Raw genomic sequence first — 24,962 nt, forward strand, 5'->3', positions numbered from 1 at the left:
CGACAACCCCGTGCGATCCGACGTCCGACCCGGCGAACCGGCCGGACCTGGCTGGAAACGATTGAGCACCGCGGAGGTCTCGACGATGTTGACGATGTATTCCACGTCCTGGTGCGGCTACTGCCACCGGCTCAAGTCACAGCTTGACCGGGAGGGCATCGGGTACACGGTGGTGGACATCGAGCAGGACCTGGCCGCCGCGGAGTACGTGATGAGCGTCAACGGCGGCAACCAGACCGTGCCGACGGTACGGTTCGACGACGGTTCGGCGCTGACCAACCCGTCGATCGTCGACGTCAAGAAGCACCTGGCCACGCTGGCCGCAAGCTGACCGGGTCGGCGGTGGGCCCGGCCCGGGCCCACCGCCATCGGCAGGTCGCTCAACGGGGCTGCGATCCCGAGGTCGGCGACGTCTCCGCGACGGGCGGGACGTCGGGCAGGATCACGTCCGGCGCCAGCACGCCCGGGTCCGCGTCGGGTCGGGCGGCGGGTGGCGCGGAGAGTTCCCGCCCCGCCCAGAGATATCCGGCCGCCATCGTCATCACCACCGCGATCACCACGAAGAGCAGCCGGTAGTCGACGAAGCCGACCAGCAGCGCCCCGGTACCGATCGAGATCGCCTGCGGGCCGCTGATCAGCGCCTCGGAGGCGGCGGCGACCCGGCCGAGCAGCCGACCCGGGGTGCGGCGCTGGATCAGGGTGTTCAACCCCACGAACGCGATCGGCAGGCCGAAGCCGAGCAGCACCAGGGCGACGAAGGCCAGCCAGATCGTCGGGTACGCCAGCAGCAGCGCACCGGGCGCGAAGAGTGCCACCCCGACGGCGAGGGCGGCCAACTCGCCGAACCGGCGTACCACGGCCGGGGAGGAGAGCCCGCCGAGCAGCCCGCCGATGCCCTGCACCGTGACCAGTACGCCCACGAAGCCCGGCTCCCGGCCCAGCCCCTGATCCACGTACGCGAAGATCAGCGACTCGCTGAACCCCATTACCAGTACGGCCAGCGCGGCGCCGACGACCGCCCGGCGCAGCGCCGGCTCGCCAACCATGTGCCGCAGTCCCGCCCCGACCTCGGTCACCCAGCGGAGCTGGGCCGGGCCGGGCTTCCGCTCGGCGATCCGCAGCGCGGAGACCGCGCAGGCGGCGGCGGTGAAGCCGGTCATGCCGACCGTCGGCAGGGTCCAGCCGCCGGCCCCGGTGTAGAGGGCCGCCCCGGCCAGCGGGCCGACCAGCCGGAGACCCTGCTTGACGGTCTGCAACGCGCCGTTCGCCTGGGCCATCAGCTCCTCGGGCACGATCTCCTTGATCAGCCCGTTCAGGGTCGCGCCGAGGGCGACGTAGGAGAGCCCGTACAGGGCGCCCACGACGTAGATCACCCAGACGTCGGTACGGTCCCGGACCAGGAACAGCGGGGTGAGTACCACCGCCGTGGCCAGGTTGGCGACCAGGAAGAACGGGCGGCGGCGGAACCGGTCCACCACCCAGCCGACGATCGGGGCCAGAGCCATCGGCGCGATCATGGCGAAGATGGTGGCGCCGGCCATGCCGTCCGAACCGGTCAGGTCCTTCACCCAGACGGCCAGCGCCAACAGCATGATCGACTCTGCCGTCATGCTGAACACGAGACCGGCGAAGAGCAGCCGGAAGTCCGGGCGACGCAGGATGGTTCGCATTCGAGGGGTCCCTTTCGAGGTGGCGGCGAGCCGCTCGGGGACGGCGGACACCCGGAGTTCAACGTGATCGTCGCCGAGGGCGGATCACGGGCACCGGGTCGCCCGCGGCGGCTGTTCGCCGTACTGGTTTGGGGGCGCGTTCTGGGGGTGGCGTACGGCGCGGTCGTCGTTGTGAGAATTCGTCGCAGTCGATGGTGGCGCGCCGGCCGGTCGCGCTCGGAGCTCGATCGGCTATCCGACGACAGGGGCCGGAAGTGTCCCGGAAAGCCTCCTCCATTTAGACACGCCGTTACCATTCGACGGCACGCCGTGAAGAACGAGCGGCATACTGGACCGCCGGGAGCGCGACCTGGACGGTCCGCACCTGCCCGGCGACGGGCTCGACGATCGAGAGCGAGGATCCGATGCCTCCTGCTCAACCCAGCCCGATCCTGCGGCGGCGCAGGCTCGGCACGGAACTGCGCAAGCTGCGGGAGTCCGCCAAGCTCACCGGCGACCAGGTCATCGAGGCGGTGGGGTGGGCATCGGCTTCCAAACTGTCCCGGCTGGAGAACGGCCGCAGCCGGCCCGACCTGCGTGACGTCCTCGACCTGCTGGACCTCTACAAGGTCACCGGGGCGCTGCGGGAAGAACTGACCGCGATCACCAACGAGGCCGGCGACATCCGGAGCTGGCTGCGCTCGTACGCGACGATGACGCCACGGCAGCGCGGCTACGCCGAACTGGAGGCCGGTTGCGCGGAGATCCGCGAGTACAGCCCGGTGATCGTGCCGGGTCTGTTGCAGACCAAGGCGTACGTCAAGCTGCGGATCGTCTCCTCCCGACAGCTCGTGGACGACCCCGACGCCGAGGACGCCGACACCGAGGTGGCGGCCCGGATGGCCCGGCAGTCGCTGCTCACCCGCGAGGTCGAACCGCCCCGCTATTCGGCGGTGATCGAGGAGGCCGCGCTCGGCGGCCGGGCCGGCCCCCGCGAGCTGCTGCGCGCCCAACTGATCCAGTTGCGCAAGCTCGCCGGGCTGCCGAACGTGACGCTCCAGGTGCTGCTCACCGAGCAGACCATCGCGAGCTGGTACCTGCCGCACACCGGGTTCTCGCTCTATCGCTTCGCCGAGCCGCAGGATCCGGAGACCCTCGCCATCGAGGGGCTGGCCACCAACCTGATGGTGACCGAACCGAAGGAGATCGCCACCTACTCGAAGGTCTTCGACTGGCTCCAGGACGCGGCGCTCGGTCCGGAGGAGACGATCACCTGGCTGTCCGACATGGCGGCGCAGCGCTCGTCAGCCCCCCGCAAGCCGGCGAGCCGCGACCCGGGGAGGCCGCCAACCCAGCGCAGTCGCCGCTCGGGACGGCTGACCGAGCAGTAGTCCGAACCCGGTCCCCGACGCGGTAGTCCCGGCCCTGCCGGCCGCCGACGGGTCCGCGACCGGGCCGGCACCGTACACAGACGAGTCCGCAGCCGCCGGCTCCCGTTCGGGGAGCCGGCGGCTGCGTCGTACGCCGGAACGTCGCTGACCCAGTCAGCCGAGACCGTGCCGACCTCGCGTTTCACGGGCGTGGCGTTGACCCTGCGTCACCTGATCGGACGAGCAACTACTCCAATCGGCGCGTTTCACTTGCCCACCGGCCAAGAATGGGTGAACATAGCCCAAGGGGGACGTGGAAGTTCCACGTAATGACTTCGGTAGGTAATCGCAGAATCATCGTCCGTCACCGGCCCTCGGAGACACCCATGCGGTTTCTAATCGTTCGCACGGATATCCGTGCCGCCGCTGATGACGAGTTGGCCGCTGCCTGGGCGCAGGGGGAGCGCCTCCGCGACGAACAGACCTCTCCGGAACAGCGCCGTCAGACCGTCCGCGCCGAGGACCGGGACGCCGCCCTGCTGCTCGCCCGGGCACTGTCCAGCGTGGGCGCGGTTCGATCCGGACGGCAGCGGGTCAAGGTGGTCCCGGTGGGCGAGCCCGACCGGCGGCAGCGCAACAGCCCGTTCCGGGACCAGGCCGGTGACCTTGCCCTGCCCGGCGACCCCCACCGACCCGGCGTCGACTCCCCCGGCCCAGCCCCGGCCGAGTTCGGCCCGGCCCCGGCCGAGTTCGGCCCGCCGACCGGCGGCGACCCGCAACCCAGGAACCTCGGCCCGCCGTCGAGGTTCGGCTAGACGACCGTCGGCGGCCGGGGTGGCGTCCCCCGCCACGTACCATGCCTGACCCGGCAACGACGGCCTATGATCTTGGCCCGTGATCGTCGCGGCAACGACGGTCGCGGGCCAAGATTGAACCTTTTTCAACCTGAACCGCGCGGCGCTCACACACCGCGTCGGACCTTGCGGTCCGACGAACCGCAAGGGGAGGTTGAAAAAGGTTCATTTGGGCAGGCCCGGCCCGGACTACCGGGCGTCCGCCAGCCAACTGCGGATCAGGAACAGCGCGATCGACGACGGCGGCGGCAACGCCAACCGCAGCCCGGCACCGACCTCGACCGCCTGGCCGGCAAGCACCGCCGCGATGTCCCGCCGGCTGAACCAGCCCGCGTGGGCGATCTCCGCCGGGTCCAGCCGGATCGGCCGCTCCGGGTCGGCGAGGGCGAAGAAGCCCAGCATCAGCGAGCCGGGGAACGGCCAGGACTGGCTGGCGACGTACCCGATGTGGTGCGGGACCAGGCCGACCTCCTCGGTGACCTCCCGGACCACCGCGTCCTCGGCCGACTCGCCCGGCTCGACGTAGCCGGCGAGGCAGGAGTATCGGCGGACGTCCCGCTCGGACCGCCAGGCCGCGTTGTTGCCGAGCAGGCACCGTCCGCCCGGGCCGGCGACCCCGTCGTGCACCAGCACGATCATCGCCGGATCGGTACGCGGCCAGAGCTGGTTGCCTGACTCGTCCCGCCGGGACCAGCCCGCGTCTCCGACCACCGTGGACAGACCGGTCAGCGACGAGTAGAGGTGCCGGGCGTGCCAGTTCGCCAACGCCACGGCGGTGGTGAAGAGGCCGGCGTCCCGGTCGCTGAGCAGGTGGCCGACGTCGCGCAGGTTCGCCGGCCGGGTGCCGGCCAGCTCCGGGAGCGGCGCGTCGACCGCGAAGACCGGTATCCCGTCCGGCTCGACGCCGAGGAAGAGCCGGGCGCCCGGCGCGCTGTCCCGGGCCGCGTCCGGGCCGAGCAGGATCAACTCCGGCTTGTCAGCGGCCGAGCCGACCAGGGTCCGGCCGCCGTTCGCCACGTCCACCACCAGCACCCGGGCCCGCTGCCAGGCGTCGGCCAACCACCGCTCGTCGGTACGCCGGTGCGCGGCGCGGTCGAGCGTGGACCGGGCCAGTGGCGGATGACCGGCCGGCAGGTCCAGCGGCGGCGGGCCGGAGGTCACGATCCCGTGGCCTCGGTCCGGACCGGTCCCAGCACACCGAGTGGCGCCTCGACCTGGCCGGCGTCGCCGAGCACCACCGTGACCGCCCGGGCCGGAGCCAGATACTTCGCCGCCACCGTGGCCACGTCGTCCCGGGTCGCCTTCGCCAGCCGGGCGGCGTGCTCGGCCAGGAACTCCAGGCGCAGCCCGGAACCGGCGTACGCGCTGGCCACCGCCGCCAGCCCGGCCTGGGTCGAGATGCCGAGCTGGAGGGTGCCGAGGGCGTACTGGCGGGCCTGCTCCAGCTCGTCCTCCTTCGGCGGCAACGAGGCCAGTCGACCCAGCTCGTAGATCGTCTCCAGCAGGGCCGGCCCGGTCACCTCGGTGGCGACCTCGGCCGAGACCACCAACGCCGACCCGGCCACCGAGTGCTCGATGCTCGAGTGCGGCCCGTACGTGTAGCCCTTGTCCTCGCGGATGTTCTCCACCCAGCGGGACGAGAAGTAGCCGCCGAAGATCAGGTTGGCCAGTTGCAGCGCGGCATGGTCCGGATGGGTACGCGGCACCGCCGGCAGCGCCAGCCGGACCGACGACTGCACCGAACCGGGCCGGTCCATCAGCAGCAGCGGTCCCGCCTCCAGTGGCGGGGTCGGCGGCAGCTCGGCCGACGCGCCGTCCCCGGTCCAGCCGCCGAGGGCCCGCTCCACCGCGTCCAGCGCGCTCGCCGGCTGCACGTCGCCGACCAGCAGCAGGATCCCGCCCGCCGGCCGTACCCGGGCGGCGTGCAGACTGCGCAGCGCCGCCGGCCGGACCGCCTCGACCTGCTCCGGCTCCGGCGTCTGCACCGCGTACGGGTGCTTGCCGTACATCCGCTTCAGCAGCGCCTTGCGGACCAGGTGGGTCGGCTGGCTCTGCGCCATCCGGATCCCGTCGATCAGCCGGGCCCGCTCGATGCCGACCTCGTCGTTCGGGTAGCTGGCCCCGGTCAGCACCTCGGCGAGCAGCTCCAGGATCCGGTTCAGCCCCGTCGAGAGGCCGGTACCGGAGATCATCAGCCGGTCGGCGTCGGCCCCGGCGGAGAGCCCGCCGCCCACCTTCTGCAACTCGGCGGCGAGCTGCACCGAGGTCATGGTTCCGGTGCCGGAGAGCAGCGTCTGGGACATCATCAGGCCGCGGGCCAGGTGCGCCCCACCGAACGGCACCCAGAGCCGCAGCTCCACCAGCGGCACCGCCGGCCGGCGCAGCACGATCACCGTCAGCCCGTTGGGCAGGGTGTGCTCGACCTCGCGGGGCAGCTTGAGCTTGCGGTTCGGCCCGAGCGGGGGCAGCGTACGCACGGTCACCTGACACCTCCACCGGGAACGACCTCGACGGCGGCCCGGCGCTGCGGTCGCAGGGTGGCGGCCGCTGCCCGCACCTGCTCCTCGGTGACCTCGCCGACCAGCCGGGGCAGCTCGCCCAGCAGCCCCGGATCACCCCGCTGCTGCTCCAGCACCGCCATCTGGAGCGTCCGGCCGAGCACCGCGTCCGTCTCCCGGAGCAGGTGGGTGGCCATCCGGGCCTGGGTCCGGGCCAGCTCGTCGGCGGCCAGCCCGTCGGTGGCGAGCCGGTCGAGTTCCTCGTCGATGGTCTGGAGTACCTTCTCCACCCCGCCGCCGGGCGGCAGGTGGGCCTGGAGCACCAGCGCGGTCGGGTCCCGTACGTCGAACGGGTCGCCCATCAGCCCGAGGTAGCCGCCGACGCTGGTCACCGTACGGTCCCGCAGCACCAGCCGCTCCACCAGCCGGGACGCGTCGCCGTCGGTGAGCACCTCGGCCAGTACCACGTACGGCAGGTAGCCGGCGAAGTCGCCGATCGGGTCCGGTACCCGCCACGCCGCCGCCACCGCCGGCAACGGCGCCAGCTTGTCGGTGTACGACTCCCGCCGCTCCCCGGTCAGGTCCGGCTCGGCGAAGTCGGGCCGGGCCGGTGCGGGCCGGGCCGGTACGTCCCCGAAATGCCGCTCGACCAGCGCCGTCGCCTCCGCCACGTCCAGGTCCCCACCGACCGCGAGTACGGCATTGCCGCAGGCGTAGTACCGGTCGAAGAAGTCGGTCGCGTCGGCGATGCTGGCACTTTCCAGGTCGTCGAAGGAGCCGTACCCGTCGTGCGCGTTGGCGAACGTGCCGAACAGGACCGGCGGCAGCCGCAGCCACGGAAAGCCGCCGTACGGCCGGTTCAGCACGTTGACCCGGATCTCCTCCTTCACCACGTCGACCTGGTTGCGGAGGTTCTCCTCGGTCAACCGCGGCCCGCGCATCCGGTCCGCCTCCAGGAAGAGGGCCCGCTCCAGCGCGTTGCTCGGCAACGTCTCCCAGTAGTCCGTGTAGTCCAGGTGGGTGGACCCGTTGAAGGTCCCGCCGGCACCCTGGACGTGCCGGAAGTGCGCCAGCTTCTCCAGGTTTTCCGAGCCCTGGAACATCAGGTGCTCGAAGAGGTGCGCGAAACCCGTCCGACCCTCCGGTTCCGACCGGATGCCCACGTCGTAGACGACCGCCACGCCGACCACCGGGGCACTGCGATCCGGGGCCAGCACCACCCGCAGGCCGTTGTCGAGGGTGAACCGCTCGACCGAATGCTTCGTCGCTGGAATTCTCGATCTTCCCGCCGCCACGAACCGACCCTAGCGCGTCCCGTCACCACCGGTGGCCGGGCTCGGCGTACCTGCCCATGCTTCGGGTGTGCCCGCGCCCGTCTCAGGTGGGGCGGACCGAGGCGAGAGCGTGCTCGACCACCCAGTCGAACTCCCGATGGGTGCCGGGTATCGAGATGTAGAGGACCGCGGCGGTCGACCGCCCCACGTCGATGCACGCCACCGCGGCCAACTCGTCGGTGGCCCGCAACCGTGGCCGCTCGAAGTGCAGCCGGAACACGGAGACCCAGGCCGGCCGCCCGCCCAGGGTGGTCCGCCCGTCCCGGATCGACTCCATCCGGTTCGGCTGCGGGTAGTACTCGGTCCGCACGTCGGTCGCCACCTGCCGACCGACACACTCCAGGTCGAAGGTGAGAGCGTCGTTCTCGGCCGCTGGCACGGCTGCCGACAGGATCGAGGCGTGGTAGTCGCTGAACCCGTCGTACTCCCGCTCGGTGACGAAGTGCTGCCCGACCTTGTACGGCACCTCCAGCGTCCCGGCACTCCACACCGCCTGCCACGGCTGCCACGGTGGGCCGTAGGTGGCGTACGAGATCCCCGCCTCCGGGTCGACGGTCCGCTCCCCGCTCAACGGCTGCCCCGGCCCTTCCGGCGGAACAACCGGATCCGGATCCGGCACCGCCGGCCCCGGCGACCCGGGTACGCCCGGTGTCGGCGCACCCGGTGCGGCCTGGCCCGACGAGCCGGGCAGCGGGCACTTCCGGGCCAGCGGGGGCCGTACGTCCGTCGGCGCCTCCGGCCGACTCCACAGCGGGTCGACTCCGCCGGACAGGGTCAGCCCGAGCACCACCACCAGACCGATCACCAGTACGCTGCCGGCCGCCCCGGCGAACCACCACAGCCGACGATCCCGACGGCCTTTACCCCCAGCCGGTTCGGGCAGTTCCGGTGCCGGTACGGGCAGGCCGATCCGGGTGACGGCACCCGCCGACCAGGCGGCACCAGGCTGGGCCTCGGCACCGTCGGTCGCGCGCGGGACGTTAACCGGCATACCCTCTAGTGAACACCACCGGCAGCCCGGTCAGCCGACCCGGCGGATCTCCTCCTGGTGCCGGCGGATCCCCTTCTGGTGCCGGCCGAGCCAGCCAAGCCGGGCCGTCACGGTCGCGGACCGAGGTCGGACACGGACACCGACCAGGGCGGGGTCGGGGGCCGGATCGCCCGCGTCGGGATCAAGCCTGACCGCCCAGAGCGGATGATCCGGCCCCCGATCCCCACGCGAACCCGGCACATCCCGAACCCCGCACGCCCAACCCTCGGTCGCGCGAACGTAGCTCAGCCGTCTCCCGCGACAGTCAGCCCCATCTCGTCCCCGGGCGACGTCCCCACCGGTGCGTGCATCTCGACCACCTCGACGTTGCGCGCCCCGGCGGCAAAGCCGTACCACGGGGTGAACGCGACGAGCGTGGCGAGGAGCAGACCACTGACCGCGAGCGCGAGTACCACCAGGATCTCCCGCGCCGAGCCCTGACCGACACGCACGGTCATCGCAACCTCCCCCATCGCGACCCACCCCCGTGGCCGCTGGTTCCCCAGGACAGGATGGCCCTTCGATGGTTACTCCACAGTCGCCCATCGGACGCGATCAGGTGTATTCGCGGGCATAATTGCCCTGACCGATCGGAGAACGACCGCGCTGCCCGCTCGGGACAACGCCGTAGCGGGTCGCCCCGGCCTCACACTGTGTCACCCACCGGGGTCGCCAGGGCTCAGTGGGCAGGTGACCCCGGGACCGCCCGACCACCGAAGCGACGAGCGGGCGCGCCGGCCCGGATCGCCGAGGCGATCGCCCGACGAGAAGGGGCGACCGCGTGGCGGGCAACCGCCTGGAATGGGCGGTCAGGCGGCTCGGCGGAGTCGACGTGACCGTGACGCGCGGCGAGTACCACCGTTTCCAGTCCGGGGCTTCGGCGCCGGTGCCGAGGCCGTCGCCCGCGAAGCCGCCACGGTTGTCGCCGGTTTCGTCGGCCGGGCCGCCGTCGCCTGGAGCGGAACTCCGGACGGAACCCGCGCTCCGGTGAGCCGTACCAGCGCCTGGTCACCGGGGCGGACCACCAGGGTTTCGGGCCTGATCCCGGCGTCGTCCAGGAGCCGCGCCACCTCCCGGCGCTGTTCGGGCAGCACCAGGGTGACCACCCGGCCGGACTCGCCCGCCCGGGCCGTACGGCCGCCCCGGTGCAGGTAGTCCTTCGAGTCGGTCGGCGGGTCGACGTTCACCACCAGGTCGAGCCCGTCGACGTGGATGCCCCGGGCCGCCACGTCGGTCGCCACCAGCGCGCTCACCTGGCCGGTCCGGAACTGCTCCAGGGTACGGGTCCGCTGCGGCTGCGACTTGCCGCCGTGCAGGGCGGCCGCCCGTACGCCCCTGGTCAGCAACTGCCGGGCCAGCCGGTCGGCGCGGTGCTTGGTACCGACGAACAGGATGACCCGGCCGTCCCGGGCCGCGATCTCGGCCGTCGCCGTCGTCTTGTCCGCGGCCTCCACCTGGAGTACGTGATGGGTCATCGCGGTGACCGTGGCGGTCGTCGGGTCGACGGAGTGCGACACCGGATCGGTGAGGAACCGGCGGACCAGCCGGTCGACGCCCCGGTCCAGGGTGGCCGAGAAGAGCATCCGCTGCCCGCCCGGCGCGACCTGCCGCAACAGGTCGGTGACCTGCGGGAGGAAGCCCATGTCGGCCATCTGGTCGGCCTCGTCGAGCACCGTGACGGCGACCTCGTCCAGCCGGCAGTCGCCCCGGTCGACCAGATCGGCGAGCCGCCCGGGCGTGGCGATCACCACCTCCGCGCCGGCCCGCAACGCCGCCGCCTGCCGGTTCAGCGACAACCCGCCGACCACAGTGGCGCAGCGCAGCCCGAGCGTGCGAGCGTACGGGGCGAGGGCGGTGGTCACCTGCTGTGCCAGTTCACGGGTGGGGACCAGGACAAGCCCGAGGGGGCGGCCCGGCCGAGCCCGCCGCCCGGCCGTACGGGACAGCAGGGGCAGGCCGAACGCGAGCGTCTTGCCGGAGCCGGTACGCCCCCGGCCGAGCACGTCCCGACCGGCCAGCGAGTCGGGCAGCGTGGCCGCCTGGATCGGGAACGGCGTGACGATGCCGTTCTCGGTCAACGCGGTGTGCAGTCCGGCGGCCAGCGGCGCGTCGGCGAACGAACGGATGGTGCGGGTCATTACGGACCTTCCTCGAAGCGGTACGTGTCGAGGAAGGTCACCGGCGCCCGCCCCGGCGGCTCGGCCACCGGCGGCGGTACGCCCGGCGACCGCAGCCACGGACCGGGAGATACGCGGGAGCCAGCCCGTGCCGTCGGGCGCGGGCTGGCCGCGTCACCACGCCGGTCTGGGCGCGGTGGTCGAACTTCTTCTCTACGGCTGACGCCGCGGAGGGCGCTGGGTCAGATCGGGCGGATGTTCTCCGCCTGCGGGCCCTTCTGGCCCTGGGTGACCTCGAACTCCACCCGCTGGTTCTCGTCCAGGCTGCGGTAGCCCGAGCTCTGGATCGCGGAGAAGTGGGCGAAGACGTCGGCGCCGCCGCCGTCCGGGGTGATGAAGCCGAAGCCCTTGTCGGCGTTGAACCACTTCACGGTGCCAATTGCCATGTGTTTCGTCTCCTGACGGAACGTTCGGCCCGCACCTGTTGCGGACCGAATAGTTGCCCACCGTCGCCGGTGAGCCGCTGTCGCTCTGGTCGCCCCGCCCGGAGAACTCCGGACATAACAAAGAGCGCCTACGGTCACAATCCCGCAGGCGCACACAGAGTCTCTGGGAACCAAAACTGCAACGCTGCCACGTTAGCACACCACGAGCCCGCCGGCGGGGATTCCGGCAGATCGAGGAGGTGACCCGGCCCTCGCGGGCTCAACCACCCGTCGCCGCCTCCGGCACCCGTGCCAGCAGCGCGGCCAGTCCGTCGGCGTCGAGCAGGTCCGCCGGGCGTACGGTCGCGTTGTCCCGTACGTAGTGGAAGGCGGCCCGGACCCGGTCGACCGGCACACCCGCGAGTTCCGCCCAGGCCAGCCGGTACGCCGCCAACTGCACCGCGGCGGCGTCCGCCTCGACTCCGGTCGGCTGTCGACCGGTCTTCCAGTCGACCACGTCATAGCGCCCGCCGGGGAGGGTGAAGACGGCGTCCATCCGCCCCCGGACCAGCAGCCCGCCGATCGACGTGGCGAACGGCACCTCGACCTCGACCGGGGTGCGCTCGGCCCACTCGCTGGTCAGGAACCGCTCCTGCAACTCGGCCAGTGCCTCGTCCGGCGCGGCGTCCGAGTCGGCCGCCCCGGGCAGTTCGTCGACGTCGAGCAGCCGGCTGATCCCGTACCGCTGCTCCAGCCAGGCGTGGAACGCGGTCCCCCGCCGGGCGTACGGCTCGGGGCGCCGGGGCATCGGCCGGCGCAACGCGCGGGCCAGCGCCGCCGGGTCCCGGCGCAGCGTCACGAGCTGCGAGACCGACAGGTGGCCGGGGAGCGCCACCTCGACCGGTCCGGAGCGGTGGGCCAGCATGTCCCGCTCGGCGAGCAGTAGTTCGGCCTCCCGCCGCCACGCGGCTGCGACCGCCACGGCCTCCGGGTCCACCGGTGGCAGCTCCTCGGCGGCGGCCTCGTCCACCGCGCTGTCCGCTGGTTCGGCAGCGCTGACCGCTGGTTCGGCGGCGCTGACCGCTGGTTCGGCGGCGCTGACCGTCGGCTCGGCGGCGGCGGGAGGGGGTTGTTCGGACATCAGGCGGCGGACCAGGGCGGCGGCCTCGGCGAGAGCCGGTCGTCGGGCGCCCAGCGGGTCGGCCGGCCACTCGGCCCGGAGCACCACCTCGGTGGTCGGATTGCTGGCGTCCGCCGCCGGCTCCGGCGCCCAGGCGTCGACCACGAAACCGCTCTCGCCGGCCTCGGGCGTGGTCAGACACCACTCGTACACCTCGGAGAGGAACGTCGACGGGCCGCGCGGTCGCTTCGTCCCCTCGCCCCACCAGTAGCCGGAGCAGAGCAGCAGCCGGCGCGGCCGGGTGACCGCCACGTACGCCAGCCGGCGTTCCTCCCGCTCGTCGTGCGCCCGCCAGTCGTCGCTGAAGGTGGCCAGCGCCCGGGCCACCGCCTTCTGGTCGTCGGCGTCGTGCAGCGCGAGTTCGGGCAGCCCGTTCGCGTCGCCGCGCAGCGGGAACGGCAGCACGCCGAGGCCGAGCAGGAAGTGGTCGGAGCCCCGGGCCGTACCGGGCCAGACGCCCTTGCTCAGGCCGGCGACCGAGACCACGTCCCACTCCAGGCCCTTGGCGGCGTGCGCGGTGAGGATCTGCACCGCACCCTCCACCACCTCGACCTCGCCCGGGGAGAGGCCCCGCTCCTCGTCCTCGGCGGCGGCGAGGAAGGCCAGGAAGGCGTGCAGCGGCGCACCGGCCGAGTCACCGGCGAACCGGGCCGCCACGTCGCCGAGCGCGTCCAGGTGCCCCCGGGCCAGGCCGGCGTCGCCGCCCCGGCCGTCGCTGCCGGCGCGTACCGCCACCTCGACGTCGAGGCCGATGGTCCGCTCGACGTCGGCGAGCAGGTCCGGCAACGGCTGGTCCAGGCGGTGCCGGAGCAGGCCGAGTTCCTTCGCGTACGCCCGCAGCCGGGCATAGCCCTCCGCCGAGTACGCCTGCGCCGGGCCGAGGTCGGCCAGCGCCTCGACCAGGGTCGCCTCGTCGAGTCGATCGGTCACGATCTCCGGCTCGTCGTCGCCGTCGGACCGGGGCAGTTCCCGCCGGGCGCGGGCGATCGCGGTGGCCCGGCGGTGCAGGGCGACCAGGTCGCGCGGGCCGATCCGCCAGCGTGCCCCGGTCAGCAGCCGGAGCAGCGCGGCACCGTCGGTCGGGTCGGAGAGGACCCGCAGGGTGCAGACCACGTCCCGGATCTCCGGGGTGTCCAGCAGTCCGCCGAGGCCGACCACCTCGACCGGCAGTCCCCGGTCCCGCAGTGCCGCCTCGATTGCCGGGATCTGGCTGCGCAGCCGGACCAGTACCGCCGTCGTCGGCCGGGCCAGTACCGGGATCTGCTCCGGCAGCGCGTCCGGCATCCGGGCCGCACCCCGCCAGGCGGCCAGGATGCTGTCGGCGATCCAGTCAGCCTCGTCGGCGTACGTGTCGAGCAGCGCGCAGTGCACCGTGCCGCCGGCGTACCCCCGGCCGGTGCGGCCCGGGATCTCCTCGTCGACCCGGAACGCGGCGGCCAGCTCGGCGACCTGCGCTCCGGCGGCGCGCAGCGGCGCGGCGAGCCCGTTGGCGACGTCCAGGATCTGCGGCCGGTTCCGCCAGCTCGTGGTGAGCGTCCGCACCTGCGCCGGGGTGCCGTCCGGCTGGGCGAACTCGGTCGGGAACCGGTCCAGGGTGCCGGCGCTGGCGCCCCGCCAGCCGTAGATCGACTGGCACGGGTCGCCGACGGCGGTCACCGGGTGCCCGCCGCCGTAGAGCGCGTGCAGCAGCACCACCTGGGCGTGGCTGGTGTCCTGGTATTCGTCGAGCAGCACCACCCGGTAGCGCCCGCGCTCGATCGCGCCGACCTCCGGGTGGTCCCGGGCCACCAGCGCCGCCCGGGCGAGCTGGTCGCCGAAGTCCATCGCCTCGAAGTCGTCCTTGCGCTGGGCGTACGCCCGGACCAGCGGCAGCAGCCGCAGCCGGAGTTGCTGGATGTGCAGCGCCTTGCGTACGTCGGCGTAGACGCGGCCGGGTCGGGACTGCACCTCGGCGAAGAACCTGCCCGTCCAGGCGGCCAGGTCGTCCGGGGTGACCAGGTGTTCCGCCAGGTCGGCGGCGAGCGCCAGCACGGCGTCGGTGACGGTGCTCGGCTGCCGCTCCACCTCGGACATGTCCCCGTCGTGGTTACGGACCAGCGAGTCGACGATCTGCCAGCGGGACGCCTCGGTGAGCAGCCGGGTCGACGGCTCGTACCCGCCGCGCAGCCCGTGCTCGGTGACGATCCGGGCCGCGTACGAGTGGTACGTCGCCACGGTCGGCTCACCGCCGAACGGGTCGTCGTCGCTGTTGCGACTGTTCCGGCCGAGCCGGCGCACCAGTTGGCCGAGCCGGGTGCGGATCCGCATCCCGAGTTCCCCGGCCGCCTTCCGGGTGAAGGTGAGGCCGAGGACGTGCCCGGGTTCGGCGTACCCGTTGGCGACCAGCCAGACCACCCGGGCGGCCATCGTCTCGGTCTTGCCGGAGCCGGCCCCCGCGACCACCAGCAGCGGTTCGACCGGCGCCGAGATGATCGCGGCCTGCTCCAGGGTGGGCGCCGGCAGCCGGAGCAGCTTGGCCAGCTCGACCGGGGTGTAGCGCGGTCCGGCGTCGGCGACCCGCTGGGGCGGGGGCGCGCTGAACAGCGAGGGCTGGGTCACCGGCGCTCCCCGCGGCCACGCTGGCCGGGAGGTTTCGGCGGGCTGCCCGGACCCGCCCCGCGCTGGCCCGGCGGCTTCGGTGCCGGGGCGGTGTTCGGGGCGGCGTCCGGCCGGCGCCGGGTGGGCGGCTCGACGACCTGGCGACCCTGGCCGGAGATCGGGCAACTGCTCCGCACCGGGCAGACCCGGCACTTCGAGTTGGCGACGGCGGAGAAGGTGGCCGCCGCCATCGTGTCGGCGGTACGCCGGACCATCGCCCGGGCCCAGCTACCCGCCTCCTCGGCGCTGACCGGTGCCTGTACCTGCTCCTTGGCGTCCTGGGTCGGCGTACCGAGCTGCACCAGCGCGGCCCCGCCGGACTCCGCCCCGGCGCCGAGGTCCTCGAACGCCCCCGCCTCCACCGCCGCCTGGTACGCGCCGAGCTGCGGATGCTCGGCCAGCTCCGAGGCGGTCACCGCCGTCGACTTGCCGGTCTTGAGGTCGATCACCACGAGCCGGCCCTCGGCGTCCACCTCCAACCGATCCACCCGGCCGGTCAGCTCGATCGGCCGCGTCGGGTCGTCGAGGCGTACCGCGAACTCGTGTTCGATGGCGAGCAGCCGGCGCGGGTTGCCGGCCAGCCAACGCAGCAGCTTGTCCACCATCACCTCGGCGCGAGCCCGTTCGGTGCCGGCCATCCACCGGGCGGCGAGTTCGATCACGTCGAACCGGGCGGTGACGTACTCCAGCAGTTTTCCCCGGTCGGCGCTGGCGTCCTCGGCGAGCATCGCGGCGGCGTGCACCAGGTTGCCCACCCCCTGGGCGGAGCTGGCCGGCGCCTTGCCGCCGTGCCGTTCCAGCAGCCAGCGCAGGCTGCACCGCAGCGCGCTCTCCATCCCGGACGGGGTGACCCGGACCGGTTCCCCCTCGTCGACCAGCGGCCGGTCGTCGGAGAGCGGTCGCAGCCCCCACCAGTCGTCGGGATGCGCCCCCGGCACCCCGGCGACGGCCAGCCGGGCCAACTCCTCCGCCGCCGCGCGCCGCCGGGCCGGCGACGCCTCCGGGTCGGTGACGGCGGTACGCAGCTCGGCGACCAGCGCCGACAGCGTCAACGCCCGGGGCGGCCGGCCGACGGGCAGCGCCGGTACGTCGTCGGCCGCCCCGTCCACCTCCTCGACCGCGGCACCGTCCCCGCCCGGCGTGTCCCCGCCACCGGTGACCGGGCCACCCCGGCCATCCGGACCGCCCCGGCCGCGTGTGTCGTCGCCGTCGTCCGGGCGTTCGACGGTCGGGCCGAGTTCGTAGAGGAAGCGGCTCGGCTGCTCCTCGTGGTCGGCGACCCCGACCGCCGCCGAGGCGACCGCGCTGACCAGCAGTCTGCGCCGGGCCCGGGTGGCGGCGACGTAGAAGAGCCGCCGTTCCTCGTCCAGCATCGCCGAACTCTGCCCGACCAGGGTGGCCGCGACGCCGGCCCCCTCACCCCGGCCGGCGAGCACGTCGACCAGCCGTTCCGAGCCGAGCAGGCTGCCGCGCAGCCGCAGGTCCGGCCAGATCCCCTCCTGTACGCCGGCCAGCGCGACCAGGTCCCACTCCAGCCCCTTCGCCGCGTGCGCGGTGAGCAGGCGTACCGCCTCGCCCCGGTCGGCGCTCGGCGCGAGGGTGTCGGCCGGCAACTGCTGCCCGAGCACGTGGTCGAGGAAGACCTCGGTACGCGCCCCGGGCAGCCGGTCGACGAACCGCGCCGCCGCGTCGAAGAGTACGACGATCGCGTCCAGGTCCCGGTCGGCCGCCGCGGCCCGCCAGCGCAGCCCGCCGTCCTGCGCCCCTGCGCTGGTACGGGACCGGGCCAGCGCGCCGGACCAGCGCTCGGCGAGCCCGCTGGCCCGCCACACCGACCAGAGCACGTCCTCGGCGGTCGCGCCGGGCACGGCGGCAGCCTCCCGGGCCGCGGCCAGCAGGTTGGCGACATCCTGGGCCGGTGCCGCCCAGCGCCGCTCGATTGTGAGCAGGTCGCGCGGATCCCGCAACGCCTCCACCAGCAGGTCTCCGGAGGGACGCCGGTCACCGCCGGCCAGCGCCAGCGCCCGCAGTCCCTGTCGCAGCCGCCGCTCGGCCAGCGGGTCGGCACCGCCGAGCGGCGAGTGCAGCAGCGTCACCGCCGCCTCCTCGTCCAGCCGGTCCGGTTCGAGCGCGCAGCGCAGCAGCAGCAGGATCGGCGCCACCGCCGGTTGCAGGTGCAGCGGCAGGTCCTCGGCGTGCACCACGGTCGGTATCCCGACGGTGTGCAGCGCGCGCTGCAACGGCGGAAGTTGCAGCGTGGTGGAGCGGAGCAGCACCGCCATCCGCGACCAGGGCACCCCGTCCAGCAGGTGCGCCGAGCGCAGCGCGTGCGCCAGGTAGGCCGCCTCGCTGGTGCCGGAGCGGAAGGTGCGGATCTCCACCGTCCCCGGCTCGGCGTCCGGCACCGGGTGCAGGTCACGATGGGCCACCGGCCCGCGCAGCCGCCGCGCCAACCGCCGGGTCGCGTCCAGCAGCCCCGGCCCGCTCCGGTACGACGTGTGCAGCAGCAACGTCCGGGCCACCGCCCCGGAGACGGTACGGAACCGGTGCGGAAAGCTGTGCACGATCTCCGGGTCGGCGCCCCGGAAGGCGTACGTGGACGAGTCCGGGTCGGCGAACGCCACCAGTGGCTTGCCACCACCGGCCACCAGGTGCAGCAGGTCCACCTGGGCCGGGTCGGTGTCGGCCAGCTCGTCGACGTAGACGTGCGCCAGCCGGGCCCGTTCGGCGTCGAGCAGGTCGGGGTCGTCGGTGAGCAGACCGGAGGCGGCCCGCACCAGTTCGGCGGGATCGTAGGCGACCGAGCCCCGGGTGGTGACGTCACGCAGCGCGAGTACGGCGACGTACTGCCGGAGGAACCGGGCGGCGGCCGGCCAGTCGGCCCGGCCGAGCCTCTCGCCGAGCTGGGCCAGCTCGACCGGCCCGACGCCCCGCTCGGCGGCCCGCATCAGCAGGTCACGGAGCTGTTCGGCGAAGGCCCGGGTACGCAGCGCCGGCCGCAACTCCGCCGGCCAGCCGACCGGATCCTCGATCTCGTCCCCGGCTTCGGGTTCGTCGTCCTCGACCCCGATCACGCCGAGCAACTCTCGGATGATCAGATCCTGCTCGGGACCGGTGAGCAGTCGGGGGGACGGCTCGCCGCGTTCCGCCGCCGACCTGCGCAACAGCCCGAACGCGTACGCCGGGAAGGTCCGGACCAGCGGCTCGTGCAGTACCCGATTCGTCGCCTCGGCGATCCGGGCCTCGATCCGGTGCCGGAGTGCGGTGGCCGAGCGGCGGCTGAACGCGAGCACCAGGACGCGTTCCGGGTCGACGCCCTCGGCGACCCGGGCGACCACCGCCTCGACCAGGGTGCTGGTCTTGCCGCTGCCCGGTCCACCCAGGACCAGCAGCGGGCCGCCGGTGTGTCCGAGCACCTCCCGCTGCACGGGGTCGTCGTGTCGCGCCGGCCCGGCCTCGGCCGGCCGACGGACCAGCCGGTACGCCTGCACGCCGCCCATCACACCACGCCACCCCGACGAGCCCCCCTCAGGTACGCCCCGCGCGCCTCCTCTGCTCCGGGTCATGATTCTCGGCGACTTGTGGTTCCCCACTAACCACAGATCGACAAGAATCATGAGACTGTGGGGCGGGCTGCCCGGTCGGGACCCAGCCGAGGAAGCGTAGGCAGAGGGCCACCTGGTCGAGGTTTGGTGAGGTGGCGAGGAGGTCGCACAGCGCTCGGTGCAGGTGTCCGGCGAGGTGGACCAGGAGTTTCGCCCTGGCACCACGGTAGGCGTGCAGCAGGTTCAGTCGGGCCGGCTGGCACGGCCAGGGGGCGGCGCAGGTTCGACAGAGGTACCTCGGCCGGGTCGGCATGTGCGGCCGACGGCGTGCGAGTGGCGGATTCATCGCGCGGGCCGGTTTATCGGCTCGGCTGTCCGGCAGCGGCGTGCCCGGAGCGGGCCGAGGTCGGGCGACCGGCGCGGCCGGCGGACGCGGTCCAGCCCGACCCCCGGTTGGTGTTCCGGGCCGCGCCCGAGGTCGGTCGCGGACCCGGCTCCGGATCGACCGGCACCGGCACCCCAGCCGGTGGCGGTGGCGGAGGCCACGACACCAACATCACGGGTACGTCGTCCGGGCAGCCCCAGCGCAGCCCGCACCGGCAGTAGCGCCAGAACCGCCGCCAGTCCCGACGGTGACGTTCCGGTTGCCGCCTTCTCCAGCGCATCCCGCTGCTCCTTTCCGTCGTGCTGCTCTCCGTGGGATGGAGGCGGGGACCGCCCGACTTACGGGGAGACGATCCGGGCGGTCCCCGCGCGGTTCCGTCCGGGCGGTTGCCGCCACCGAACAGTTCCGCTATCTGAAGCCTGCTCGGCGTCGCGAGACAAACACACAACGTAGTTGTATGTTCCGGGGAAATCCTGGACGTCCACTGCGGAGGGCACATGAACGAGACCCTGCGGATCGCGATGGCCGAGGTCGGGGAGACCGCCGAGTCGCTCGCCGAGAAGGTGGGCGTCGATCCCAAGACCGCCGGGCGGTGGTTGACGCCGGGCCGGATCCCACAGCCGCGTCACCGGACGGCGGTAGCGGAGTTGCTCGGCCGGGATGTCGGCGAACTCTGGCCGGACGTCCTCCGCCGCCGGGAACTCGAATGGTTCCGCCCGTGGGCCGACGCCGAACGGGAGGCAACCTCGCTGCGATCGTTCCAGGTCGCGGTACTGCCGGGACTGCTCCAGACCGAGGCGTACGCCCGCGCGGTGCTCGGCAGCGGACCACTCGGCGGTGACGAACTCGACGGTCACGTAGCGGCTCGACTCAAGCGTCAGGCAGCGGTCTTCGACCGGCCCAGGCCACCGCTGACCGTCTTCGTGTTGGACGAGGCGACGCTGCGCCGGGGCGACCCGGAGATCATGCATCCGCAGCTCAACCACCTGGTCGAGATGGCCCAGCGCCCGTTCGTGATGGTGCACGTGCTGCCACTGCACGCCGGTCTGCATCCCGGCCAGGCCGGGGCGTTCGTCATCGCCAGCCTGGACGACCGACCCGACGTCGCCTATCTGGACGACCAGGCGGCAGGCCGGATGACGAGCGACGTTGCCGCGCTCTGGCGCACCTGGGACACTGTGAGATCGGTAGCGCTGCCGCGCGACCTGTCGATAGCACACCTGAGGGCACGAGAATGGTTGACCTGACCGGCGCCCAGTGGCGCACCAGCACCCGCAGCAGCTCCAACGGCGGCGACTGCGTGGAGGTGGCCGACAACCTGCCCGGCCGCGTACTCGTCCGGGACAGCAAACACCGCGACAACGCCACCCTCACCTTCACCCCCACCGCCTGGCACACATTCGTCACCGGAATAACAGCCCAGGCGTCGTAGCCGGAATTGTCGTCTCCGGACTACGGCAACAAGCAGGCCGCGATGACGGCGGAGCGCGGGTGCCCGGTCGAAGCAACCCGACGCGCTGACCGGGCATACGAGCACACCCGTCCATCCGCAGCCGGCGACACTGCCTGGTGGGCGTCGTCGGCCCAGCCTGCGAATCCGTTGCTGCGTCCTGAATTACGCGGGGCCGATCGTCCAGTTGCCGTCGGCCTTGACCTGCACAAGTGCGGGCGCCTCCAACGGTCGCCGGCCCGAGTAGCCACCAATCTCGTTCACTAGCAGGCCACCCTCACCGGAGTCGAGATTGTAGGCGTAGACGACGAAGTTTGAACTGCCCTTTGAGTGCGTGATCTTCGCCGTGTCGTAGTCTCCACCAAGAATAATCACATCGTCACCTCTCCCGGCCACTTTCCCCGAGGGCGCCTTGGTCGCAAGCTGCTCAACCGTTCCGACAGTCAACGTCCATTTTCCGCTGGCCTGAATCTCGAACTGGCTGGTCAACGAGTCCTCCTCCAGGTTGATCCACGCCTTGCCGCTGTAGGCGCCAATCTCATTGACCAGGAGGCCCTCTCGGCCGTCGCTCTGGACGATGGTGTTGCTGGTGCAGCGCGGACATTTGAAGACGACGACAGAGAGGTCGGTCAGCTCAGGGGTCTTCACCACATCGTCACCGCGCCCGGAATATGTCTTCGGCTTTGGTTTCGGCGGCGGTGGCGTAGTTGTGGTTGTCGATGGGGCAGCACTGGGCGTTGTCGGCGCCACAGTCGCAGGCTTGGTTGGTGTTGGTCCCGCCGACCTGCTAGTCGCCGTGGCCGCGACGGGATCGGCCTCGTTCGTCGGGCTGCCGGCGAGATTTCCGATGGCTGCGATCCCGCAACAGAGGAGGAGTAGCCCGGCGAGACCGCCAGCGATCCACGGGACAACCTTTTGCTTCCTCGGCGGGGCCAGCTGCCCCGACATGCCTATGGGTGGCGACGGGAGATGCGTAGATCCGGGAGTGTGTGGGGTCGACTGAGTCGGTTCGACCGGCGGCTGGTTCGTCATGGGGACTCCCTTGGGGTATCGGCCCGGCCATCTTGATTGATCGAAGGGAGATGTTCCTGGTGGATGTCGGTCAGGTGACAGCAGCCATGACCGGTCGGGTAAGCCACTCTGGGCCGACGTTGGATAGTCTTGTGCTTCCGGCTGTCGGGACCGTCCGCAGGCAGCAACTGCTACCGCCTGCCGGATATCCTCGAATGCCAGCTCGCCGTGGCGATACTCACCAGACGCAGAATCTGTCACCTAGGGAGTCAGCGTCGACACCCTATTAGCCACCGCAAATAAACACGAGGAGGAGAGGACGATGAGCGAGGTTCGACGCTGGCGGGAGTCCGGTCATCTGGAGCGTGCTGTCGAGACGGCAGGTGGCCCGGAAGCCTTCGAGGCCCGAATCGGCCAGATGCTCAACGAGGCGCGCGGGTTGGCACCTGACGAAATGCGCAAGCAGCGGCTGCCCCCGGAGCAGATCGTCTAGAGCCGCACACGCTCTGTTCACGCCCAGAGGACCTCGCACCGGGGCCTATCGGGCGTCGAGGCGGTTCTGGGCCTCGACCAGTCGGCCCATCAGGTCGACCAGCGTACGGACCTCGTCGCGCGACCAGTCGGCGGTCAGGGTACGCAGCACCTCCTCCTGCCAGGCGTGTGCGGCGCGCAGCAGGTCCCGGCCCTCACTCGTGACGGTGATCGCCGTCGCCCCGCCGACGGTGGACGGTCGCACCCGGGCGAGCAGACCCAGCCGCTCGGCTCGGGAGACCATCCGGCTCGCGCCGGACTGGTCGACGCCGAGTTCCCGCGCCACGTCGTTGACCGACGCCACGACGCCCCGGCCGGTCAGTGCCGCCACCGCCTCCACGACCATCACGTCCCGGCCCCGCTCGGCGTCGACGCCGAGGCCGGCACCGGTCCAGCGCCGCGACCAGTAGCGCACGAACGAGAACAGCACCTGCCCACCGGAAGCCATCCGCCGCTCCCCTCCCCTTGCCAGCCAGTATGCGTTTCACATACGGTCACATGCGAAACGCATACGGAGGAGAGTCATGTTAGAGGAAGTGGTCTCCCGGTGGCACGCCGCCGTCAACCAGCGGGACCTACCAGCGGCCCGCGCGGCGGTGACCGACCCAGTCGACGTCACCGGGCCGCGCGGGACCGGCCCGATCTCGGCCGACGCGTTCACCCAGTGGATCGTCGACTCGGGAATCGCGCTGCATCCGGTCTCCTGGCACCCCGTCGACGCCGACACGATCGTGGTCGAGCAGGACGCGACCTGGCCCGACCCGACGGCGGCGGACGCGGCCCGTACCGCGCCGACCAGGGTCGCCACGCTGTTCCGGGTACGCGACCGCGCGGTGGCAGTGGTGCATCGCTACGAGGACCTCCATGCGGCCCTTCGGGCAGCGGCCGATCCGACCCCTGACCGGCATCACCTCCTGAGCGGCATCACCTCCTGGCCGGCATCGGATCCGGTCGACGGATCACCCGGACGCCCGCCGCGCACCCGCCCGACTGCGGTGACTTCCACTTGAAAGCGAAATGAAGTCGCCCGGCCGTAGCGTCCCAGCCAGCCGGCCGACAAAGACCGTCGATACTCCCGCCTCGGAGGCGACCCGTCGGCGACGGCCGGCCGGTCATCGATCAGCACCTCGATCCCCGGGGAGGATCTCTCGTGGAAACCGTGGAAACAACACCGACCCAGCCCCGTACGACGACAGGTCGATCGAGCACCTGGCGCCGGGCGGCCCGGGTGGCGGTGGTCGGCGTGCTGGCCGGTGCGGCCGTCGGGCTCGCCGCCTCGCCCGGGCTCGCCGCCACCGGCCGGGTCGTCATCGGCAGCCCCGCCGGCCCGAACGCCATCCTGGTCAACCCGGCGGCCGGCTGTCACGACATCAACGGCACGTTCCCGCCCGGCACCACGGTCAGGAACCAGACCGACGCCACGATCGTGGTCTACACCGGAGGGTTCTGCACGGGCTTCCCGTCGATCGCCCTCCCGCCCGGCGACTCCACCGTCTTCTCTCCGGGAAGCATCCGGGTGCTGTCGTAGTCAGCGGCACCAACCGGCCCACTCCTGGCTGAACAGGGGTGGGCCGGCGCACATCGGACGCGGCCGGAAGATCGACGGTTCAGCCGGAGCGGGAACCGGAGCGGAAAGTCGACGGTTCAGCCGGAGCGGGAGGTCGACGGCTCAGCGGGTGTTGCGTGTCGTGGCGGCCGACTGCTGGGCCGCCTCGGCCTGGGCGATCGCGGTCTCCTGGAGCGCCTCCTGCTCGGCGGCGAGCGCCGCGTCCGCCTCGACGATGTGCCGGACGGCCGCGTTCACGTCGTCCGTCACGATGATCAGTTCCAGGTCGGCCAGGCCGATCTTCCCGTCGGCGGCGAGGGTGTCCCGGAGCCAGTCGAGCAGCCCGCTCCAGTACGCCGTACCCATCAGGACCACCGGGAACCGGGTCACCTTGCCGGTCTGCACCAGGGTCAGCGCCTCGAACAGTTCGTCCAGGGTGCCGAAGCCACCCGGCAGCACCACGAACGCCTGGGCGTACTTGACGAACATGGTCTTGCGGGCGAAGAAGTACCGGAAGTCGATCGCCATGTCGACCCAGTCGTTGATGCCCTGCTCGAACGGCAGCTCGATGCCGAGCCCGACCGACAGCCCGCCCGCCTCGATGGCGCCCCGGTTGGCCGCCTCCATCACGCCCGGCCCCCCGCCGGTGATCACCGCATAGCCGGCGGCGGCGAGCGCGGCGCCCAACTCCTCGGCCAGCTCGCACTCCGGGCTGTCCGGCTTGCTGCGGGCCGAGCCGAAGACGCTGACCGCCGGGGGCAGGTCGGCGAGGGTGTCGAAGCCCTCCACGAACTCGGAGAGGATGCGCAACGCCCGCCAGGCGTCCTTGGTCTTCCAGTCGCCCCGGCTGCGGGAGTCGAGCAGCCGCTGGTCCGCCGTACTCAACGGAATTGCCTCGCGGCGCAGGGTGACCGCGCCCCGATGCCGTTCCGGTCCCGGACCCCGGCCGCCGTTTCGCCCCTGGCTGTGGTTCATGGGGTCCACGGTAATCCGGTGGACCACGGCCGGGGTGGCGTGATCCCGTACGTCACAGGACAAACATCCAGCACGGACGCAACCAAACGGCGCTGGTGGGCGTCTTACCATTCACACAGGGGGAACGCGCGGCGCCCACACCACGGCCGCGCACCTTCGGGGGGCAACGGTGATGACCAGCGGGGAGATCGTTCGACTTCGACGACAGATGCAGCGCCGGATCCGGGCGGTGGTCGCGGAGCGCCGGATGGCGCGAAACGCCGCGCCGATCAGCGCCATCGACGACGACTCGAGGCCGGAGCAGGAATCGCGTACGCAGCAGCACGTCGACGGGTAGTCCGCCGACCGAAAATCACGGGGAAAACCGGTGCCGGCCGGCGGCAAAGGGGCCACCGCCGGCCGGCACCGGGCCGAGAGAACGCGGC

The 24,962-nt window shown here is 72.3% G+C and carries 21 protein-coding genes and 1 pseudogene; 9 read left to right on the forward strand and 13 right to left on the reverse strand.

All coding sequences use genetic code 11. The features are described 5' to 3' along the window. Positions 1-85: 85 nt before the first annotated feature. The gene (locus Pma05_RS20800) at positions 86-331 is read left to right on the forward strand and encodes a mycoredoxin (protein ID WP_203859116.1); all 246 of its coding nucleotides are present in this window, start codon (positions 86-88) and stop codon (positions 329-331) included. A gap of 49 nt (positions 332-380) precedes the next feature. Here the strand turns inward: Pma05_RS20800 and Pma05_RS20805 are convergent, their stop codons facing one another. After that, positions 381-1,670 (reverse strand): MFS transporter, encoded by a 1,290-nt coding sequence (locus Pma05_RS20805; RefSeq protein WP_203859117.1) that lies wholly within the window; start codon positions 1,668-1,670, stop codon positions 381-383. 404 nt (positions 1,671-2,074) lie between these two features. Here Pma05_RS20805 and Pma05_RS20810 point away from each other — a divergent pair, with 404 nt between their 5' ends. After that, entirely contained in the window at positions 2,075-3,040 is a 966-nt protein-coding gene (locus Pma05_RS20810; RefSeq protein ID WP_203859118.1) for a helix-turn-helix domain-containing protein, read from the forward strand. Between the two features lie 365 nt (positions 3,041-3,405). Next, positions 3,406-3,639, forward strand: a pseudogene (locus Pma05_RS20815) (hypothetical protein); the annotation flags it as partial. A 423-nt stretch (positions 3,640-4,062) separates the two neighbouring features. Here the strand turns inward: Pma05_RS20815 and nudC are convergent. From nudC to Pma05_RS20860, 9 genes are all read right to left on the reverse strand, one after another. Beyond that, a complete protein-coding gene (nudC, locus tag Pma05_RS20820; protein WP_239312760.1) occupies positions 4,063-5,034 on the reverse strand; it encodes an NAD(+) diphosphatase in 972 nt (323 codons plus the stop codon). Then, entirely contained in the window at positions 5,031-6,356 is a 1,326-nt protein-coding gene (locus tag Pma05_RS20825; RefSeq protein WP_203859119.1) for a M16 family metallopeptidase, read from the reverse strand. The genes nudC and Pma05_RS20825 overlap by 4 nt, the downstream gene beginning before the upstream one ends. Further along, a complete protein-coding gene (locus Pma05_RS20830; RefSeq protein ID WP_203859120.1) occupies positions 6,353-7,666 on the reverse strand; it encodes a M16 family metallopeptidase in 1,314 nt (437 codons plus the stop codon). Before Pma05_RS20830 ends, Pma05_RS20825 begins: the two co-directional genes overlap by 4 nt. Positions 7,667-7,748: 82 nt before the next feature. Continuing rightward, positions 7,749-8,696, reverse strand: coding sequence for a hypothetical protein (locus tag Pma05_RS20835; protein ID WP_203859121.1), 948 nt, complete (start codon positions 8,694-8,696; stop codon positions 7,749-7,751). 284 nt (positions 8,697-8,980) lie between these two features. Beyond that, entirely contained in the window at positions 8,981-9,193 is a 213-nt protein-coding gene (locus tag Pma05_RS20840; RefSeq protein ID WP_203859122.1) for a hypothetical protein, read from the reverse strand. A gap of 351 nt (positions 9,194-9,544) precedes the next feature. Then, a complete protein-coding gene (locus tag Pma05_RS20845; protein ID WP_203859123.1) occupies positions 9,545-10,873 on the reverse strand; it encodes a DEAD/DEAH box helicase in 1,329 nt (442 codons plus the stop codon). Between the two features lie 221 nt (positions 10,874-11,094). Next, on the reverse strand, positions 11,095-11,298 hold the full coding sequence (gene cspE, locus Pma05_RS20850) for a transcription antiterminator/RNA stability regulator CspE (protein WP_101369720.1): 204 nt from the start codon (positions 11,296-11,298) through the stop codon (positions 11,095-11,097). 259 nt (positions 11,299-11,557) lie between these two features. Then, the gene (locus Pma05_RS20855) at positions 11,558-15,055 is read right to left on the reverse strand and encodes an ATP-dependent helicase (protein ID WP_203859124.1); all 3,498 of its coding nucleotides are present in this window, start codon (positions 15,053-15,055) and stop codon (positions 11,558-11,560) included. After that, on the reverse strand, positions 15,052-18,585 hold the full coding sequence (locus Pma05_RS20860; protein ID WP_239312790.1) for an ATP-dependent helicase: 3,534 nt from the start codon (positions 18,583-18,585) through the stop codon (positions 15,052-15,054). Before Pma05_RS20860 ends, Pma05_RS20855 begins: the two co-directional genes overlap by 4 nt. Before the next feature lie 936 nt (positions 18,586-19,521). Here Pma05_RS20860 and Pma05_RS20865 point away from each other — a divergent pair. Together Pma05_RS20865 and Pma05_RS20870 are read left to right on the forward strand one after the other, a co-directional pair. Beyond that, positions 19,522-20,271: a helix-turn-helix domain-containing protein gene (locus tag Pma05_RS20865; protein WP_203859126.1), complete on the forward strand. Its 750-nt coding sequence runs from the start codon at positions 19,522-19,524 to the stop codon at positions 20,269-20,271. Continuing rightward, a complete protein-coding gene (locus Pma05_RS20870; RefSeq protein WP_203859127.1) occupies positions 20,259-20,456 on the forward strand; it encodes a DUF397 domain-containing protein in 198 nt (65 codons plus the stop codon). The genes Pma05_RS20865 and Pma05_RS20870 overlap by 13 nt, the downstream gene beginning before the upstream one ends. Before the next feature lie 183 nt (positions 20,457-20,639). Here Pma05_RS20870 and Pma05_RS20875 read toward each other — a convergent pair whose 3' ends face one another. Further along, positions 20,640-21,122 carry a hypothetical protein gene (locus Pma05_RS20875; protein ID WP_203859128.1) on the reverse strand — a complete coding sequence of 161 codons (483 nt, stop codon included), beginning with the start codon at positions 21,120-21,122 and terminating at the stop codon, positions 20,640-20,642. 685 nt (positions 21,123-21,807) lie between these two features. Here Pma05_RS20875 and Pma05_RS20880 point away from each other — a divergent pair. Beyond that, positions 21,808-21,978, forward strand: a complete 171-nt coding sequence (locus Pma05_RS20880) for a hypothetical protein (RefSeq protein ID WP_203859129.1) — start codon at positions 21,808-21,810, stop codon at positions 21,976-21,978. 45 nt (positions 21,979-22,023) lie between these two features. Here the strand turns inward: Pma05_RS20880 and Pma05_RS20885 are convergent, their stop codons facing one another. Continuing rightward, positions 22,024-22,464, reverse strand: coding sequence for a MarR family winged helix-turn-helix transcriptional regulator (locus Pma05_RS20885; RefSeq protein ID WP_203859130.1), 441 nt, complete (start codon positions 22,462-22,464; stop codon positions 22,024-22,026). 76 nt (positions 22,465-22,540) lie between these two features. On the opposite strand from Pma05_RS20885, the gene Pma05_RS20890 reads away from it, so the two are divergent. Continuing rightward, positions 22,541-23,026, forward strand: coding sequence for a nuclear transport factor 2 family protein (locus Pma05_RS20890; protein WP_203859131.1), 486 nt, complete (start codon positions 22,541-22,543; stop codon positions 23,024-23,026). A 140-nt stretch (positions 23,027-23,166) separates the two neighbouring features. Continuing rightward, positions 23,167-23,544: a hypothetical protein gene (locus Pma05_RS20895; protein ID WP_203859132.1), complete on the forward strand. Its 378-nt coding sequence runs from the start codon at positions 23,167-23,169 to the stop codon at positions 23,542-23,544. 141 nt (positions 23,545-23,685) lie between these two features. Here the strand turns inward: Pma05_RS20895 and Pma05_RS20900 are convergent, their stop codons facing one another. Next, the gene (locus Pma05_RS20900) at positions 23,686-24,537 is read right to left on the reverse strand and encodes an LOG family protein (protein WP_203859133.1); all 852 of its coding nucleotides are present in this window, start codon (positions 24,535-24,537) and stop codon (positions 23,686-23,688) included. Between the two features lie 208 nt (positions 24,538-24,745). Between Pma05_RS20900 and Pma05_RS43515 the strand changes: the two genes are divergently transcribed. After that, the gene (locus tag Pma05_RS43515) at positions 24,746-24,874 is read left to right on the forward strand and encodes a hypothetical protein (protein WP_275414723.1); all 129 of its coding nucleotides are present in this window, start codon (positions 24,746-24,748) and stop codon (positions 24,872-24,874) included. Positions 24,875-24,962 lie beyond the last annotated feature (88 nt).

The organism is Plantactinospora mayteni (genome assembly GCF_016862935.1).
Taxonomy (GTDB): Bacteria; Actinomycetota; Actinomycetes; order Mycobacteriales; family Micromonosporaceae; genus Plantactinospora; species Plantactinospora mayteni.